Here is a 15984-nt window from a genome sequence, read left to right on the forward strand (position 1 = left end):
AGTATTCACTTAAAAAATGGCTTTAAGACCAACGGTTATAGTTTTTGAAGGTGCCAGAGCATTACCCTGGAATTCAGGATCAGGAACTTCCTTTTCAGCTTTCCATAAGATGCCAAGATTGCTTGTCATCAGGAAAAACTGGATCCTTTCAAATGGCATCCGTTTTGAATTCAGAGGAAGATAATCGTAACTGATATTAACAAACTGCAGTCTGATATTATCCGCCTTACGCACTAAAACAGCGGAATTGTTGTAAAAGTTGTCGCGTGTCGTAACGTTAGGATAAATCATCGCTGGAACATAGGTTATCGATTCATCACCAGGTTTTTGCCACCTGTTTGAAAAATCTGCATTCCCGGCATACTGAGAAAACAGTGAATTATAGTTGATAGACTCTTTTCTGAAGTAATGCCCCATCTTATAAGTGATATTGGCAGTCAGTGTAACACCTTTCCATGAAAAGATATTCGTAAGGCTTCCAAATAGGGTTGGAATCGCTGAGCCTCCATAAACCAGATCATCAAGAGTCGTTGTTGCGCCGGTTATACCGCTATAATTGGCACTGGTCCGCCCTGCGAAAACACCTTGGGGATTCCCTGCTTTATCCAATCCACGCCACTGGTAGCTAAACAGAGAATAAACAGGCTTCCCTACAATGCCACCGATCACAGATCCACTTCCAACAAAATTTGCCCCGCTTCTTGTACTCAAATAGTATTCTGTTATTTTAGAAGCATTGTAATTGAATTGGAATACCGAATTCCATGAAAATCGACCGGTTAAATTTTTGGTAGTAAGACTAATATCAATACCCCGGCCACTCATGGCCGCAACATTTTTAGTTACAGTATAAGTATTCAAACCAGCGGTGTAGTCAATCACAGTCCCACCCAATAAATCAAAGCCTTGTTTATAATAAAAATCGATACTACCAGACAGAACGCTTGCTTTGGTACGAAAATCAACTCCCAGGTTAATGGTTCGAACTGTTTCCCATCGCAGTTCAGGATTTGCATATTGTAATATATTGGCCGCCTGGTAATTGGTGTAACTGGCAGTACCGACATAATTGATTACAGGTACAGCTGATTTGGACGGATCGACATTCCCACTGAACCCATAAGTTAATCTGGCTTTCAAATAGGGCAACAGCCTGCTGTGATAAAAACTCTCCTGTGAAATATTCCAACTAATTCCTGTTGACCAGAGAGGCTTCCACTTGTCATTAGTGTTGACCCCAAACAAGTTGGAGGCATCCTTTCTCGCGCTTGCAGTTAAGGTGTATTTACCAAGATAGGTATAGGCAGCATTTGCATATAGAGAAACAAAGCGATTTTCCTTATCCGCATTGTCAACATTATTGGGTATGATGGACTGGCTGCCAGTCATGATATTTGGATATGTATTGACATAATCAACATTTTGCGAACTGAGGTTATCTTCATTATATCCGTACAACCTGTAAGAATTGCCCCAATTGCGTATTTGCCTAACCTCGCTTCCCGCGAAAGCCACCACTGCGTGCTTACCAGATGAATAATTAAAATTCAACTGTCCTCGGATGGCATGGGACATGACATAATCCATATTCCTGTCCAGGATTGCACCATTAGGAACAGCATAACTAACCTTACCTGTGCTATAATCAATCTTACTGAACAGATTGATCAGACTTCTGGTATAATAACTTCCCTTACTGCGCAAATTATCAACCCGGTTTTGTTGGTTTTGGTACTGGTATCTAACATCCACACTAAAAAACCGAAGAAAATTATATTGTACAGCAAGATTTGCGACTATCTCCTGAAGCTGGTTATCCGTACCTGTAGATTGATAGTCCGTTAAAGGATAATATTTCCAGTCTAATAGCTTGCCCTGCCCGATCGTATCTGCGTATCCCTTTCTTATCATGTACAGTGGCACCGGATTTCCTGATGCGTCTGCCAATTGTGCATAGGGATATAAACGCTGGCTTGTATTAATCAATTCTGAACCATAGGCACTTTTCCCTGTACCGGTCTTACTTTGCGTGAAAGCAATGCCTGTTGTAATTTGAATATTTTTCGTCGGCTTATAAATATTCGAGGTACGAAGTGTCAATCGTTCATAAGGTGCAGACAGATTACTCTTGTTCTTATCGTAACCTAAAGAAAACAGATAAGACATTTTCTCAGCCCCTCCACGGATGTTTAAAGCATATTGCTGATTGACTGCCTTTTCATAGACATACCTGTTGTAGTCATTACGGACATCCAGATTTCTTAGTGCATTAAGTCGTTGGGCCGAATCAGAAGCGCTGATGGCTCCATTCCTGCGCTGTAACAATATTTCAACGGCAGGTGACAAAGCTGTTTTATTGACACTATTGATGCTTGCATCATAATAACCGTTTTTAAATAACATGGTCTCAACATCGATCATATCAGATGAGGTAATGGGCCTTAATTTCATCAGATCGGGCTTATCGATGATAGATATATTGGAATTGAACTCTACCTTCGCTCTTTGATTGAACTGTGATTTCTTCGTAGAAATCACGATTACACCGTTACCCGCTCTTGCACCCCAGATGGACGTGGCTGCAGCATCCTTTAAAATCGTAACATCTTCGATATCATTGGGGTTGATATTATTAATATTCCCTTCGTAGGGAAAATTATCTACTACAATCAGTGGTTCTCTTGGCCCCTGTATCGTGCTAAGACCGCGGATAGTAATGGGTGGACGTGCGGGATTGTTATCAAACAAAACACCATTGGCAACGCCATTCAGACGATTTAAAATATTTGTACCTGCTTGCTGGTTGAGCACTTCATTATTCAAATGCGTAAACGACCCGGTCGAGCGCTCTTTTGAAATACGCTGGTAACCTGTACTAACACTCACATCCTGGATCTCAGCAAGAATGGGATGAAGAGCCACTTTTAACTGTGTAGTGTTCTGTGTATTTACAGTAATTGATTTTGTCTCATAGCCGATATAGCTGATTGACAGCTTACTTGATTTCATCGGCAGCAAAAACGAAAACCTTCCATTCTCATCTGTAACGGAAATTTTACCAGTAGCTTCGATCGTAATCATCGCACCCTTCAATGGGACTTCGGCTGAATCCGTAACAACAATACCCGATACTAGTGTATCTTTTAATAGGTTGTTAGCCGGATTAGTGGGTAAGGTTTGAGGGATCACACTTTTGGGCGTAACAACGATGATCCTGTCGACAATTTTATAATCGAAAGGTTGTGATTGAAATAATTTAGGCAGAACCGTTACGATTTCTTCATTCTGGACTTTGAGCGTGACGAGTTTCGCATTGTTTAACATGCTGTTATCATACATGACCCGGTAACTCGTCTGGGATTTGATAGAGGTAAATGCTGTTTCAAGCGGTTCGTTTCTGAGGTTCAATGAAAGCTTACTGCTATCGGCAGAAGCATTTGCCAGATGGCTGACCGCAAGAACAAATAGTAAAACAAGAAGTTTTCTCAATGTTGGCATAGGGCAATACATGGCCCCAGCCCTTTTTAAAGGCAGTTGTCCCATTTTCATAAGGGGCGTTTTGGTGATTAAAAGATAAAAAGCCGCGCTACTTCCGGTTCGGAAGCACGGTTACGGTTCGCTGATCAAGCTTGAACTTTGCGATACCGGTCATTTCAATCATCTCCAGCAATTTGCTCATGGGTGTGTCACGTCTGATTTCCCCTGTAAAGTACTTAGGAAATTGAAAATCGCTATTATAGTTGACGTCAATATCGTACCATCTGCTGATCTGTTCCATCACTTCTTTTAATGATGTATTGCTGAATAAAAACAGACCATTTTTCCAGGCAACAGCGGCCTCACTATCAGCATGCTCAATGGTTCCACGGCCGCCTGCTACCGGTAATAAAGCCCGCTCCCCAGGCTTTATCAGCAAATCTGCTATTTCATTACGCACTTTTACCGAACCTTCCAGCAGAGTTGTCTTTATCATTTTCTCCGAAGGGTATGCCTGCACATTAAAGTGGGTTCCCAACACTTGTACTTCTGCACCATCAACTTCTACAACAAACGGCACCCTTGATTTATTAGAACCAGCATGTAATGCCTTTACCTCAAAATATGCCTCACCTGAAAGCTGCACCCTTCTTTCTTTTCCGGGAAACCGGATTGGATAAGTCAGAGTTGAACCTGAATTCAGCCAGACCTTGGTATCATCGGGAAGCGTTACCTGGAATTCGCCGCCTCTGGGTATTTTCAAAGTATTTAATACTTGTGCATTCCCTTCGGATGCCTCGTACTTCAATCCTGACACGCCGTTTTGAATAGATGTCCCATCGTCACTCAAATTACTCTTGACCTTGCCGTTTAATTCAACAACACTTCCATCACTCAAGATCAATTCAGCTTTTCTAGTTCCTGGTGCCACATCATTGTCAATCATGGCTTGTCCATTTTTCACATTGACCAATCCCGTTTCTTTGGGTTGATAAAGTAGAAAACCACCTACCAATAAAACAATAACCACGGCAGCAACATTCAACCAGGTAAAACCAGCAATCCTTTTTTTATTGGCTCGCTCCCTGACCAGTGCCTTTTCCACCAACCGCTCCCACTTTTCATCCAAATTGATCTGGTCATAAGAATCAATCTCCTGTTGAAGTTTCTCAGCATTAGTTACCTCGCGCATGAATTCCACGCTTCCTTCAGTTTCATTCACCCAAACTTCCAGCTCAGCCATTTCTTCAGGCGAAATAGTTCCCTTTAAATACTTCCCTATGAGTTCAGCAACACGAAATCCTTCCCGTGTCTGTTTATTTTGCATACGAATGGTTTAGATATCCCCTTATCCTTCCCCGTTGCAATCGTGACTTATAGCTGTTATAAAGACAACGAAATGCAAATCGGGACTACAGGGGTATAATAATTTTTCAAGAAAAAATAATATAGAGAAGCCAGAGAATGGCAGGAAAAGAAAGTCTTTTTCTCAATGCTAATATTCCTCTCGCCTTTTGTGTCTTAACCGTGCTTACATGAATTTCAAGGTGACTGGCCACTTTCTTATGATCCCAACCTTCTACAAAAATAAGGTGCATCACCTTACGGCACTCCACCGGAAGATCCTGCATTGCAGTATAAAGATCCCTGAGTAATTCAGAGCGCACCATTTCTAGGAGTACAAAGTCTTCGGAATCCGCAGAACGGAACTGTCCATAGGCTGCCAGGCTTTGCTTTTCACGTATAATTTTCTGAAGATGATTGAAACAGGCATTTTTCACAGATATATATAATAATGCCTTGATGTTCTTATAATTAGCAAAGTCTGGCTCTTTTTCCCAAAGCTTGATAAACACATCTTCCACAATGTCTTCTGCAGCAGATTTATCCAATACAAACTTCTCTGCAAAAAAGCAAAGTGCTGGATAGTATTGCTTGAAAACTATTCTGAACTCATTATATGTTTTGCTCTTATTAAACATACAAAAACAAATTTAGTACTTTATATACAATACTTCGTACTATATATAAAACCCTATGTACTTTATATATAAGTATTTGATTGATAATTGTTTGTCTGTGTCTACTTTTTAATGGCAAACACTTACAACCTCATGCCTAGGAAGACAAAACAAGAAATCCTCACTCATTTCAAAGCAGAAGCTGGCCAGAATAAAATCCAAGTTATTAAGAATGGCATGGAAACCTCGACTATAATAAGCTTTCCTCAAATTTTTGCCATTATTGCCAAAAGCAATCTACAATCTCTTCTTGGTGGTGAGTTTTATGCTTTCGATAAGAAGATTGAAGATCCAGGTCGTTTCTCACTCAATGAAGTGGAAATATTCGCCGACTTTTTCCAAGTAAAATTTGACGTAATGTTGAATTTCATTCGCAGAAATCAGCTTGAGGCGAAGAAAAAACGTAAAAAGACAAATAAGTAAATTGTCATCTTATGAACTTAGCTTTCAAACTAACGTCCTTTAGAGAATTTAAGAATTGGCAAAGAGAAGATGTAGCCAGGGAACTTGGGTTATCAGGAGATAGTTACGAGGATCTTGAAGAAGGACGAATCAGAATTTCAGGAATGTTGGCTGATAAGTTGTCAGAACTTTATCAGGCACCTGCTGAATTCTTTTTGATCGATGATACACCAACCTACCTGCAGGCCCAGGTCCTATATTCTAATTGTACCATTACAAGTGGATATGGTGGCACGAGTGGTTATGTTAATCACCTTAACAACGATCGCGGAATGGAGGAGATTCTATATCTGCGTAAACAAGAAGTTAGTTCCTTAAAACAACAAATTGAATATTTACAAAATCAAAATGATAATCTCATTAAAATGCTAGCGGCAAAGAATAGAACAAATGCAGATTTAGTAATCTCTTAAACTGGGTCAATTTAAGATCAACTATTAGCAAGCTTGCCGCCTAATACTCTTACCAATTCCATTAACTCAGTATTTTGTTTTATCAGAATTTCGTTTTGAGCTTTGAGGGCTGAGACTTCCCCTTCATGAAAATTGTTTGTTGGCATATTTGTATAGCCATTTAGTCCATTATTAACATCAATCGTATCCTTGAAAGTAATAATTGGAGTAGCCTCAGAAAGCAGATTAGCGATACTCACCTTATATAAGTCAGCCAGTTTTTGCGCATGTTCCGCTTTTATCTTGGAAGGGTCTTGCTCTAACCTCGCATAGCTGGGTTGGCTGATTTTTAATATATCTTCTGCGATGTATTCTTGTGTATAATCGTTAAGCTCGCGGAGCATTTTAAGTGTACTGGTTGCCATTTGGTTAAGATTTGAATGAGATATTCAAAAATGAAACAATTATTCTGTTTCGCATTTTCCTATTCACACAAATATAAACATTTTTACAAGCGAGAGTATCCCCTCCTCTCATTTCAATAATTGCAGGTTATGCGCTGGTGGCTCAAGAGATAAAACTACAGCATTACACACTCCGAAAAAGATCGGAGAAAATCATTTGAAAGATAGAATGAATAAACCTCTCTGATAAGTATATCGGTAAGCGAGGCCTGTTAGAATCAATCAATGTTCCCACATCAAGTAATCAGGTGTTGTGCAGAACAGGATATAAACTGCAAAATTGAAAAAATGGGTGTTTTAACGGTGTTTTATTTAATTCAAACCATATAGTTTCATTTAACCAAAACAACCTGTTGTGAAAAAACCTGAATTCTTACTCAGAGTGGCCATGCTATGGCTACTGGCATCGACATTGTTTTTGTCATGCCGCAAAATGGACATCACTCGAACATCGGAAGATGTTACTAAAGAGAAATTCTTTACAAACCACCGAAGCGGTGATGCTACCGAAACTGCGTTAATTACCTTCCTGCAGCGAAAGAACGAAACCAAACCATTTATTGGTCAGACTGTGGCAAATATCGGTTATCCCAGGTGGGATAAGATGATGAAAAAGGGAGCAAAAATGAGCCGCATTTCAGTTAATGGAAGTGGAATACAAACAAATCTCACCCAAAGTGGAAGTAATGGAGATGTTTATTATATACCCTTTGCGCGTGATTCTCAAAATAACGTCAATGCGATCATGATCATTAAAACATCACAAACAGATACTACAATCAGTTACGCTTGTGACTGGCAGTATAAAGGGCTTCTGTATTCCGATCCTTCAAAAAGCCAGGCGCAAAAATTTGCGTTATCCTTCATGATGTTTGATAAGATCGTTTTCGGCCATACCGATTTCAGAGTTACAGACAAATCGCTGTTTTCCAATAACGCGCATCCTGATGCAAATTCAATTTCATTAAGAATTGGCAAAAAAGAAGGAATGCAAACGGTGAAAACTGATATGATGTACTATTCTGAGAACTGTGAGGATGTAACCATTTTCTTTACCAATTGCCCATATATAAGAGAGATTGGATATTGCGCCGGACCTAATGGAAGCTGTGATCGTTGTCCATCATGTCCCTCTGTACAGATGGATTTAACCTTTTGCTATGGTCAGTGGCTGGACGATGGATTAGGCGGAGAATCTGGTGGCAATGGCGGCGGCGGCAGTGGCGGTGACGGTTCCGGTGGCAGTGGCGGCGGATCAGGCCCTCCTCCAAACCCATGTGAAGGCGGAGGAAACAATAATGATTCGAAAAATGATGTGCTGCAGGAAAAAATTAAACTAAGCGGGGTTGATCCAAATGATCCATGCGCTCCGGGCTGGGAACCAGGTGATCCTGATCCAGAACCAGATCCTGAACCTCAGATGACAATTGCAGAGAAAGCAATCTTTGACCAGATAGATGCAGAAGATAATGCCGATGATAATATCATCGCTGGTGGCTGTCACGGCACTAACAGAACTGGTAATATTCAATGGCCAGGCACATTAGAACACTGGATCATAATGTATAATTATGTTGTTGAAAATCCGATTGCAGGTGAAGTGGAATTCAAAATACCAGGTGCAAGCAGTACAGGAAGTGGATACCCAGGTTACGCTGATATTGCGAACACATTAACGGGAGAAATGTTCGAAATAAAACCAGATGGCTTGCCTGGTTTAACAAGAGGACGAGCGGAGATTCAAACTTATGTTACTCTAGCAAATCAGAATTGTGCAATGTCTCCAAATGCTATTGCACCTGCTTGGCAAAAAGGCTTTAACTATACTACAAAATATTATCAAGCCAAAAGGCCTAATGAATACCTAGAGGCATCATTAGCAGAGAACGGAGTAATTTTTTATAGATATATTCCAAAAAACACTGTTCCAAACATTGTACCAGTCACTTTTACACAAAGTAATCTTGTAAAGCTTGCGAGGCTTGCTCAAAAACTCACACAAAATTTATCAAACACTGACGCAGTAATAGCAGAATTTTTTAGAGATCCGGACAACGCTTCTCTGCTTAACTATATTAAAGCTGCAGGATATGGCGTTGCCGCAGGTATAATAGTGGGCACAATTATTCAGGATATTGCTACATTCGGAGGAGGTATTGTTGACGACTGGGCGAGTTTTACAATGGCATATAGAATTATTCGTTTCGTCAAAGCATTACATTAAAATCATAAAACTATACGAATGGATAGGCATATACCAAATACATTAATCTCATACCCTGACGTTTATATTGAGCGTTGTGAAAAGTTATATGGATTTAAAATTTCTGAAAAATTCGTGGATTGTGCTAACACACAACTTACTAGAGCTTTTGAAAATACAGTAGGATTTAAAGTAAACAAACTTGTTGGAATTGGCTGGATTAGCTCACCATATCAAGAGTTTTTTCTTCGAAAGGGGCCAACTACTGAATTTTCATCAGAAATATCAGTTAATCATTACAACTTTCCCGTGACCATATTATGGAAATCAAAATCAGGACGAATCTACAACATGGAGGATGTTGACGTTGATTGTTCTGATATCCAATTTTGGTTTGAAGGAATTGATCCACTTGCATATAATAAGGAAATGTTCCCCAATATTGGCCAGCCCTTTAAATTAAAGGACCTGAGTTATGAACTCAGCGTCGATCGCCTAAATACAGATTGCACTATTCAATTACAGATCAGAGAAAGTTTAATTGTTGATACTGTAAGTCTGCTTAACCAGGTAGATGAATTTATCGGAAACTATAACGAGCGGTCTGAAAAAAACAACAGAATCGATGGTGTAGTTCATAATTGGAAACATTTTGTCGAAGGCAACCTGATTACTTATGAAATAGACTTAGGATCGGCAAGAGCATCTTTCCTCAAAAAGCTACTCCAATTCTTTTCAAAGCTCAACTCTTTTGCAAGAGTTAAAGTAGAATAGCTTAACTATATAGTCAACGAAATAAGCGATCCTATATAGTATTTTATAGGATCGCTTACTTCTTCTAATATTCCAGAGTCATTTTAACTTTTTAGGTATGGAAAGATACATTCCGAATACTCTTTTCCCCTATCCAGACACTTATATTGAACAATGTAAAAAGCAGTTAGGAATCACCGTTTCTAAAGAATTTGTAGAATGTGCAAATGCACAATTGACTCCATTATTCGAAAAAGAGGTAGGTTTTAAAGTTAACAACCATGTTGAGCTTTATTTATCAATGCCTAGGGATCAAGAATTTTTCCTACGTATTGGCCCGGTTACCAAACTTTCATGTCAGTTAATAATTAACACAAGAAACTTCTGGGTAACAATGTCATGGAAATCAACTTCTGGAAGAATATATTATGTAGGAGAAAGTGATATTGATTGCTCAGATATAGAATTCTGGCTTGAAGGTATTGATGCCCTTGCCTACAACAAGCAAATGTATCCGAATGTTGGTCAACCTTTCAAACTCAAAGACCTAACCTATGAACTTATTATAGATCGGTTGAATATGGATTGTAACATTCAACTGCAATTAAAAAAGGGAGTAATGAGTGATACGGCTAAGTTGTTACAGAAGGTGGATGATTTTATAGGCGAGTTTAATGAAAAGTCTGAAAAAAACAACAGAATTGATGGTGTAGTTCATAATTGGAAACATTTTGTCGAAGACGACCTAATTACTTATGAAATGGACTTAGGATCGGCAAGAGCATCTTTCCTCAAAAAGCTACTCCAATTCTTTTCAAAGCTCAACGTTTTTTCTAGTGTAAGAGTTGAGTAATTTGATTCAATATTTATAGATAACGAACGATCAGATATTAGTCATTCCCCTGATCATAATAAAATTCCCCGATTCGCAATTCACGAATCGGGGAATAAAAATTGTAATTTACGCTTATAGTGACAACGAAACTATAACACGCTAATTATCAGCACAAATACAACGAAACCATCCCACATTGCCCTTACTCGACATAACATTTTCAACTCCTGAAAACCCTGAACAAACACATCCGGGAAAATTATTCCTGGATGAAGCTGGCCGCCACTGGCTAGAATTTAATGCACAAGGTTATGAAAATGATATTATGCATTTTCCTGTAGTGTACGTAGTTGCAGAACTGACAGGCGTAAGCTACACCCTGATTCATTGCAGCCTCTCACAAATGGAATTGCTGACAATACGACTAAGCATTCAGGAGTTGATCATTGGCGAACATAGTCCTGCTGTAACGGTTCCTTACTACAAGGGGATCGAAGCCGAGATCAATATGCTGGAAGAATGGATAAATCACCGTCCCTTTACCTACAAGTTGTCCGCGCAGGAAGCTTCCGTAAGTACGCTGCCCTCCTTTGAAAAAACCTATGCAATAAACGACAGCACCACGCTCGAACTGCAAACATGGTGCTATCACAAATTCCAAAAACAGGAAGCCGTTTTTGCAACTCGCAGCCGCGTCAAAATCGAAACAAAAGAACCGGCATCAAGAATGATGTTGAATAATTACCTCTTGAGCTTCCTGCGCCTGCAATCGCTTTTCTGTTCAAAAATGCCAGGCATTCAGAAATTAATATTGTGCACGCAAGAAAATGATAGCCATGAAATACAAATGCCCTCGTTCAAAAAAAGACCTGGTGCAGCAAATGACGTTCTGATCACCCTGGACCAACTTCAGTCCTATTTCCCGGATATGGTATCCAGATATTATAACGAAGCCTGTAAATACAGCAAAGTTTTTGACCTGCTTAACGAAAGCAGCATGAACAAAACGGCGGAAATATCTTATCTCAATATAACCACTGCTTTAGAAGTTTTTCATAAAACCTTCCTTGTTGAGCGCTCTGAAAATCTAATGATGCCCTATATGGATCTGATGATTCAGGAGAAAGTTGTAACAAAAAGGGAGAAGAAATGGATTAATGCGACAAGATATTACCACCTGCTTGAAACGGTCAAGGACATTGCGTTTTTTCAGCAACGGGCTCCCGATTCTATTCTGATGGTGCGTAAAATGCGCAATTCGCGCAATTGGTACACCCATTACGACGATCTTGGCGGAGAGATTTGGACGCCGGCAAAATTGATACACATTAATCACCTGTTGAGAGGCTTGGTAAAGGCAGTGATTTTGATAGAATTAAACCTTCCTTGTATAGTAATTAATAAAATACTGAATGCAGACGCTTATTTATTTTTCCATGATCATGAAAAAAATCCCTATTCCCTAAGCTATATCGATGTAAAAGCAACTGAAGAGTAGATCGTTGAAAAGATCAATGATATGTCAACCTATCACTCTCTTAGATTACACTTTGTAGAATGTAATCTAACAATCATTCATAACTGGCTGCTGATTCAGCTGATACTGCAGTAGCAGCAGTATCAGTAGCAGCAGTAAATAAGGCTGGCTCAGAATCGTCGGCAACATCATCTTCAGCCGCATCGTCAGCACCGGTTACCACGGCTTCATCATCAGTAATTTTTTTAACCTTTTTCGATTTATGTCCTTCATCTTGAACTGAGCCTGCTCCTGTTGCGGCAGTTGCCTCACCCAAAACTGCCGGGGATGCTTCAGCTTTACCCTCATCACTTCCCTTTGCTGCAGCGGAGCCTTTTGAGGCCGCAAGCATGTCCGCAGCTGCTGCAACATTACCCGCTTCATAATCTTCAACTTTTCTTTTTCCTCTAGCGGCACCTTTCCCATCTGCAGCAATTTTGGCTACAGCCTTGGCTTTTGCTTCAGCTTCAGCTTCCGCCAACTCCACCAAAAGCCCACCACCGCCACCTTCTACTGTTGCTTGTCCGGTCAAAATACTGGCGGGCAACGCCTGTGTTCCTAACAACAAGTTACCTGGCAGACGAACAGATCCTGCTTGTGTTGCGCTTAAAGGAGCCTGGCCAGGTACATATGCACTGGCACCAACAGCACGTGAGGCATAATGAACTGGAGCAGCAGTTGGGGTATATCGTGGAGGCATACCTCCCCCCCCTCCTGCCGCGCTACGAGGCGGGCTCGCATCACCCCTGGGAGGAGGGCGACGAACACCTTTATTGTAAGCAGTAACAGGCACATCATCACCATCAATATCAACTGCTTTTGAACCTCGTTGCCTAAAGCGGGAAGGTACTTCATCAACCTCCTTTTCCTTGGATTTAGCTCCTCTGGCAGCACCTGTAAAAGCACCATTCCCATGCGCAGGTCCAACCGCACCTCGACCATCTGTTCTTACAACAGCACCACCCATCCCAACAGGTGCAAATCCCGGTCCGGTAGCATTCAACATGGGCGCTCGCCAGTCAACAACAGCAGCAGGTGTACCTCCATTCTTTTTCTTCACTTCGTCCCGATAGGCAGGAGTACTGAGAGGCGCAGCTGGTTTCGTTGCAACACCCGAAGGAGCCCTGCCACCACCCACTGTTGCACCAACTGCATTTCTCGCTGCGGCAGCCTTGCTGGCATCTGCAAGCTTTTTTCTTTCAGCAGCTTGTTGTATTGCATGATATGCTTGTTGTTGCTTCAAAATACGTGCGGCCATATCTGCTGCCTCCCTTGCAGCAATCGCTTCTTCTAACTTTCTCCTATCCGCTTCTGCTTCAGCGGCTTTCTTCCTCGCAGCAGCAGGGCTCAATCTTTTTTCATCCGCAGCAACCATTTTCACACCAGCACCAGGAGCTTTTTTAGCAGCAGTAGCACTCGCAGCGCTTGCCGCTGCGGCGGCGGCTTTTTTCCCACCCCCAATAAGAGCAGCTTTAGGAGCTGCACCACCACCAGCTCTTTTTGCAGGAGCGGCACTTTTACCGGACGTTGCAGCGGCAGAAGCTGTCTTGCTCGCTCTGACTTTACCTTTACCTTTTCTTCTTCCTCCACCATCGCTATCATCGTCATCATCATCATCACTACTACTTTTATCGGAGTCCTCGGAAACACTAACCGCAGCTACATCTTCATCACCGCCATCACTGTCCTCATCTTCTTCATCCTCTTTCTCACTACCTGATGAACCTTCACTTTCAACATACTTTACTGCTTTTGTCTCCCTGCGAGGTCTGGTCTTGGCAATTCCTGCACCTCCCCCATCACGACTATCACCTCCCCCCTCATCGGCTTCATCAAAATCCTCATCCCCGGCGGTATCTCCCTTTTCAAACGCTAAAAGGGTTTGTAATTCCTTTACGTCAAGATGAGCATCCGCTGTACTAATAGGGTAAGCTTCTAACAAAACGTCCAAAAAACGCTGACTGATAAGTGCTCTTAAAACATCTACATCCTTTTTGACTTTCTTGGCTTTAATGATCCTAAGCGATTTAGCATCGTAACCTTCGAAATCCTTCTTTTCAAATTTGTCAGCTACACTGTCATTAAATTCATCAACTGTATTGGGATCAAAAAGCTGTTTAATAGTATTGCGTAAAACAGTCTCCTTGCCCTCCGCAGCAGTATCCAGGCTATGCTGATTCCTTTCATAGGCTAGTAGTACCTTTCGTGCATCACCTTCCCGTCTTCCGCCAGGCACGCCCCCTTTCTCGACCGTTGAGAGCGGCATCGTATTGATATAATTCATAAGGGCGCCCGTAAACTTTTCTAAAAAATCTGCCTTGGCATCCATACTACGCAACGCACCAAATCCGGCAAGTCCTTCCAATTCGATTCTGGCATCAAGAAAAGCTCTTTGCTGCTTAGTTGGCAACCCTGAGACATAAACAAGGCTGGGATCCGTGTTAAGAAGTTTGGTGGCCTTTGCCTGCAACGCTGTAAATGCGGCATCTGGCTTTTTTGTAATCAACAAATTACGGATGGCATCTACATGGGCGATCCAGGCAATGGAATGTGCCCCCATCGTCCCGGGAAGCGGACTGGTGGTTCTGCCTTCCAAATGAACCTCCGATATGGTTACATCCGCATCTCTTGAATCTGAAAGAATAATGGAAGAGATAAAAGTGGATTCCTTTTTTTCAAAATCACTCGCACCAACTTTTCCGCCTTCTGGTTTCAAATCAGCGATCGGATGATAAATATCACTACTTCCAAATTTCGGGGTAAGTTCCTTTTTCGTCATCGCCGCTTTTAATCCGGTTTTTTGATTCGCGGCTTTATCAAGACCAGCAAAGCTGAAACAAAAAGGGTAAGCACGAGAAGCGCTCGTGGTAAAATGTTCCAATGCCAATTTCCAGTTTTTGGAGTCCCCTGGCTTTCCAAATTTATCAGGTGTATCCGCAGCAAAAAGCTTCCAGATCTCAGCACTCAGCAATGGCTTAAATGCAGCTGCTTTTGCAGTATATCCCGACTTCCCCCTGCTGGCCATTAATTCTTTGTAGTCGGCAAGAATATCCGTGTTTTTCAATTCAGCGATCTCATCTTCCAAATGCGCCCATCTCTCTGCTTCCCTTGAAAACAAATACTCCATCTTGGCAATATTTCCTCTTGCACTCCCTTCACCTTGCCCTTCTTTTTTACCATCAAATACGGTAGAAAGTGGCAGATAATTGACATAAGTAAGATATTCCCTGATCGCTTTTCGTAACCAGTGAACAACTGACCGATTACCTCCTGTGGCATCTGCAGGGCACGCTGCAACCGTGGCTGTTAAATCAGTTATGCTATTATCCAGTTTATCCTTATGATCCGCTTTCAATTGACCAGAAATACTACGCAAATTAGAACCAAGATCTGCATTGATGATAACACATAGCTGCCGTGCCGCATCAATGGGTCTTCGATTATTAACCTGACGACGAACAGCATCGGTATGTACAACCCAAGCTGTGGAATGTGCCCCCATCGTGCCTGTAAAAGGCGAATCAGACCTGCCCCCAATCACTAAATCAGTTATCACAACATCAGGGGCAGCAGGATCACCACTCCAATAAAACTTGCAGATCACCTGGCGCTGAACAACACCGTTACCGCTCTGAATTTTTTGCACAAATGCTCCGCCACTTTCAGTTCGTAAATTAAGATGCACATCATCAGTCGACAGTTCTTCACCAGGAGAATAGGCCTCCTCACGTTTTCGTAATACAGGTTTATCTCTTTGCAAAGAAGGTTCATCACTTCGAAACACAGGAACCGCAGGTAGCTCTAAAGATTGCATGCCACTCTTCACCGCGGCAGGCACTTGTGTGGAAGGTTGTGGTATAT

At 41.5% G+C, this 15984-nt stretch carries 11 protein-coding genes; 6 read left to right on the forward strand and 5 right to left on the reverse strand.

All coding sequences use genetic code 11. The annotated features are described in order from the left end of the window. Positions 1-9 precede the first annotated feature (9 nt). From B5D42_RS10080 to B5D42_RS10090, 3 genes are all read right to left on the reverse strand, one after another. Positions 10-3549, reverse strand: coding sequence for a SusC/RagA family TonB-linked outer membrane protein (locus B5D42_RS10080; RefSeq protein WP_078831378.1), 3540 nt, complete (start codon positions 3547-3549; stop codon positions 10-12). A 37-nt stretch (positions 3550-3586) separates the two neighbouring features. After that, on the reverse strand, positions 3587-4804 hold the full coding sequence (locus tag B5D42_RS10085; RefSeq protein WP_078831379.1) for a FecR family protein: 1218 nt from the start codon (positions 4802-4804) through the stop codon (positions 3587-3589). Between the two features lie 106 nt (positions 4805-4910). Next, complete coding sequence (locus tag B5D42_RS10090) at positions 4911-5459, reverse strand: RNA polymerase sigma-70 factor (protein WP_078831380.1); 549 nt, start codon at positions 5457-5459, stop codon at positions 4911-4913. A gap of 132 nt (positions 5460-5591) precedes the next feature. Here B5D42_RS10090 and B5D42_RS10095 point away from each other — a divergent pair, with 132 nt between their 5' ends. Continuing rightward, positions 5592-5921, forward strand: a complete 330-nt coding sequence (locus B5D42_RS10095) for a hypothetical protein (protein ID WP_078831381.1) — start codon at positions 5592-5594, stop codon at positions 5919-5921. A gap of 11 nt (positions 5922-5932) precedes the next feature. Continuing rightward, entirely contained in the window at positions 5933-6373 is a 441-nt protein-coding gene (locus B5D42_RS10100) for a helix-turn-helix domain-containing protein (protein WP_078831382.1), read from the forward strand. 17 nt (positions 6374-6390) lie between these two features. Here B5D42_RS10100 and B5D42_RS10105 read toward each other — a convergent pair whose 3' ends face one another. Further along, positions 6391-6777, reverse strand: coding sequence for a helix-turn-helix domain-containing protein (locus tag B5D42_RS10105; protein WP_078831383.1), 387 nt, complete (start codon positions 6775-6777; stop codon positions 6391-6393). Between the two features lie 394 nt (positions 6778-7171). Here B5D42_RS10105 and B5D42_RS10110 point away from each other — a divergent pair, with 394 nt between their 5' ends. The 4 genes from B5D42_RS10110 (at position 7172) to B5D42_RS10125 (ending at position 12105) form a co-directional block, all read left to right on the forward strand. Continuing rightward, positions 7172-9040 carry a hypothetical protein gene (locus tag B5D42_RS10110; RefSeq protein WP_139367096.1) on the forward strand — a complete coding sequence of 623 codons (1869 nt, stop codon included), beginning with the start codon at positions 7172-7174 and terminating at the stop codon, positions 9038-9040. Positions 9041-9058: 18 nt separating this feature from the next. Then, entirely contained in the window at positions 9059-9793 is a 735-nt protein-coding gene (locus B5D42_RS10115; RefSeq protein ID WP_078831385.1) for a hypothetical protein, read from the forward strand. 97 nt (positions 9794-9890) lie between these two features. Further along, entirely contained in the window at positions 9891-10625 is a 735-nt protein-coding gene (locus B5D42_RS10120; RefSeq protein ID WP_078831386.1) for a hypothetical protein, read from the forward strand. Between the two features lie 178 nt (positions 10626-10803). Beyond that, positions 10804-12105 carry an ApeA N-terminal domain 1-containing protein gene (locus B5D42_RS10125; RefSeq protein ID WP_078831387.1) on the forward strand — a complete coding sequence of 434 codons (1302 nt, stop codon included), beginning with the start codon at positions 10804-10806 and terminating at the stop codon, positions 12103-12105. Positions 12106-12178: 73 nt separating this feature from the next. Here the strand turns inward: B5D42_RS10125 and B5D42_RS10130 are convergent, their stop codons facing one another. After that, entirely contained in the window at positions 12179-15937 is a 3759-nt protein-coding gene (locus B5D42_RS10130; RefSeq protein ID WP_078831388.1) for a hypothetical protein, read from the reverse strand. Between the last annotated feature and the right edge of the window lie 47 nt (positions 15938-15984).

The sequence above is a fragment of the Sediminibacterium ginsengisoli genome (assembly GCF_900167075.1).
GTDB lineage: Bacteria > Bacteroidota > Bacteroidia > Chitinophagales > Chitinophagaceae > Sediminibacterium > Sediminibacterium ginsengisoli.

Excerpts from the sequence above, each read along its gene's own strand:
- B5D42_RS10100 (WP_078831382.1), top strand. The coding sequence starts at position 5,933 with ATGAACTTAGCTTTCAAACTAACGTCCTTTAGAGAATTTAAGAATTGG.
- B5D42_RS10115 (WP_078831385.1), top strand. The coding sequence starts at position 9,059 with ATGGATAGGCATATACCAAATACATTAATCTCATACCCTGACGTTTAT.
- B5D42_RS10085 (WP_078831379.1), bottom strand. The coding sequence starts at position 4,804 with ATGCAAAATAAACAGACACGGGAAGGATTTCGTGTTGCTGAACTCATA.
- B5D42_RS10105 (WP_078831383.1), bottom strand. The coding sequence starts at position 6,777 with ATGGCAACCAGTACACTTAAAATGCTCCGCGAGCTTAACGATTATACA.
- B5D42_RS10080 (WP_078831378.1), bottom strand. The coding sequence starts at position 3,549 with ATGAAAATGGGACAACTGCCTTTAAAAAGGGCTGGGGCCATGTATTGC.
- B5D42_RS10130 (WP_078831388.1), bottom strand. The coding sequence starts at position 15,937 with ATGCAATCTTTAGAGCTACCTGCGGTTCCTGTGTTTCGAAGTGATGAA.
- B5D42_RS10095 (WP_078831381.1), top strand. The coding sequence starts at position 5,592 with ATGCCTAGGAAGACAAAACAAGAAATCCTCACTCATTTCAAAGCAGAA.
- B5D42_RS10090 (WP_078831380.1), bottom strand. The coding sequence starts at position 5,459 with ATGTTTAATAAGAGCAAAACATATAATGAGTTCAGAATAGTTTTCAAG.
- B5D42_RS10120 (WP_078831386.1), top strand. The coding sequence starts at position 9,891 with ATGGAAAGATACATTCCGAATACTCTTTTCCCCTATCCAGACACTTAT.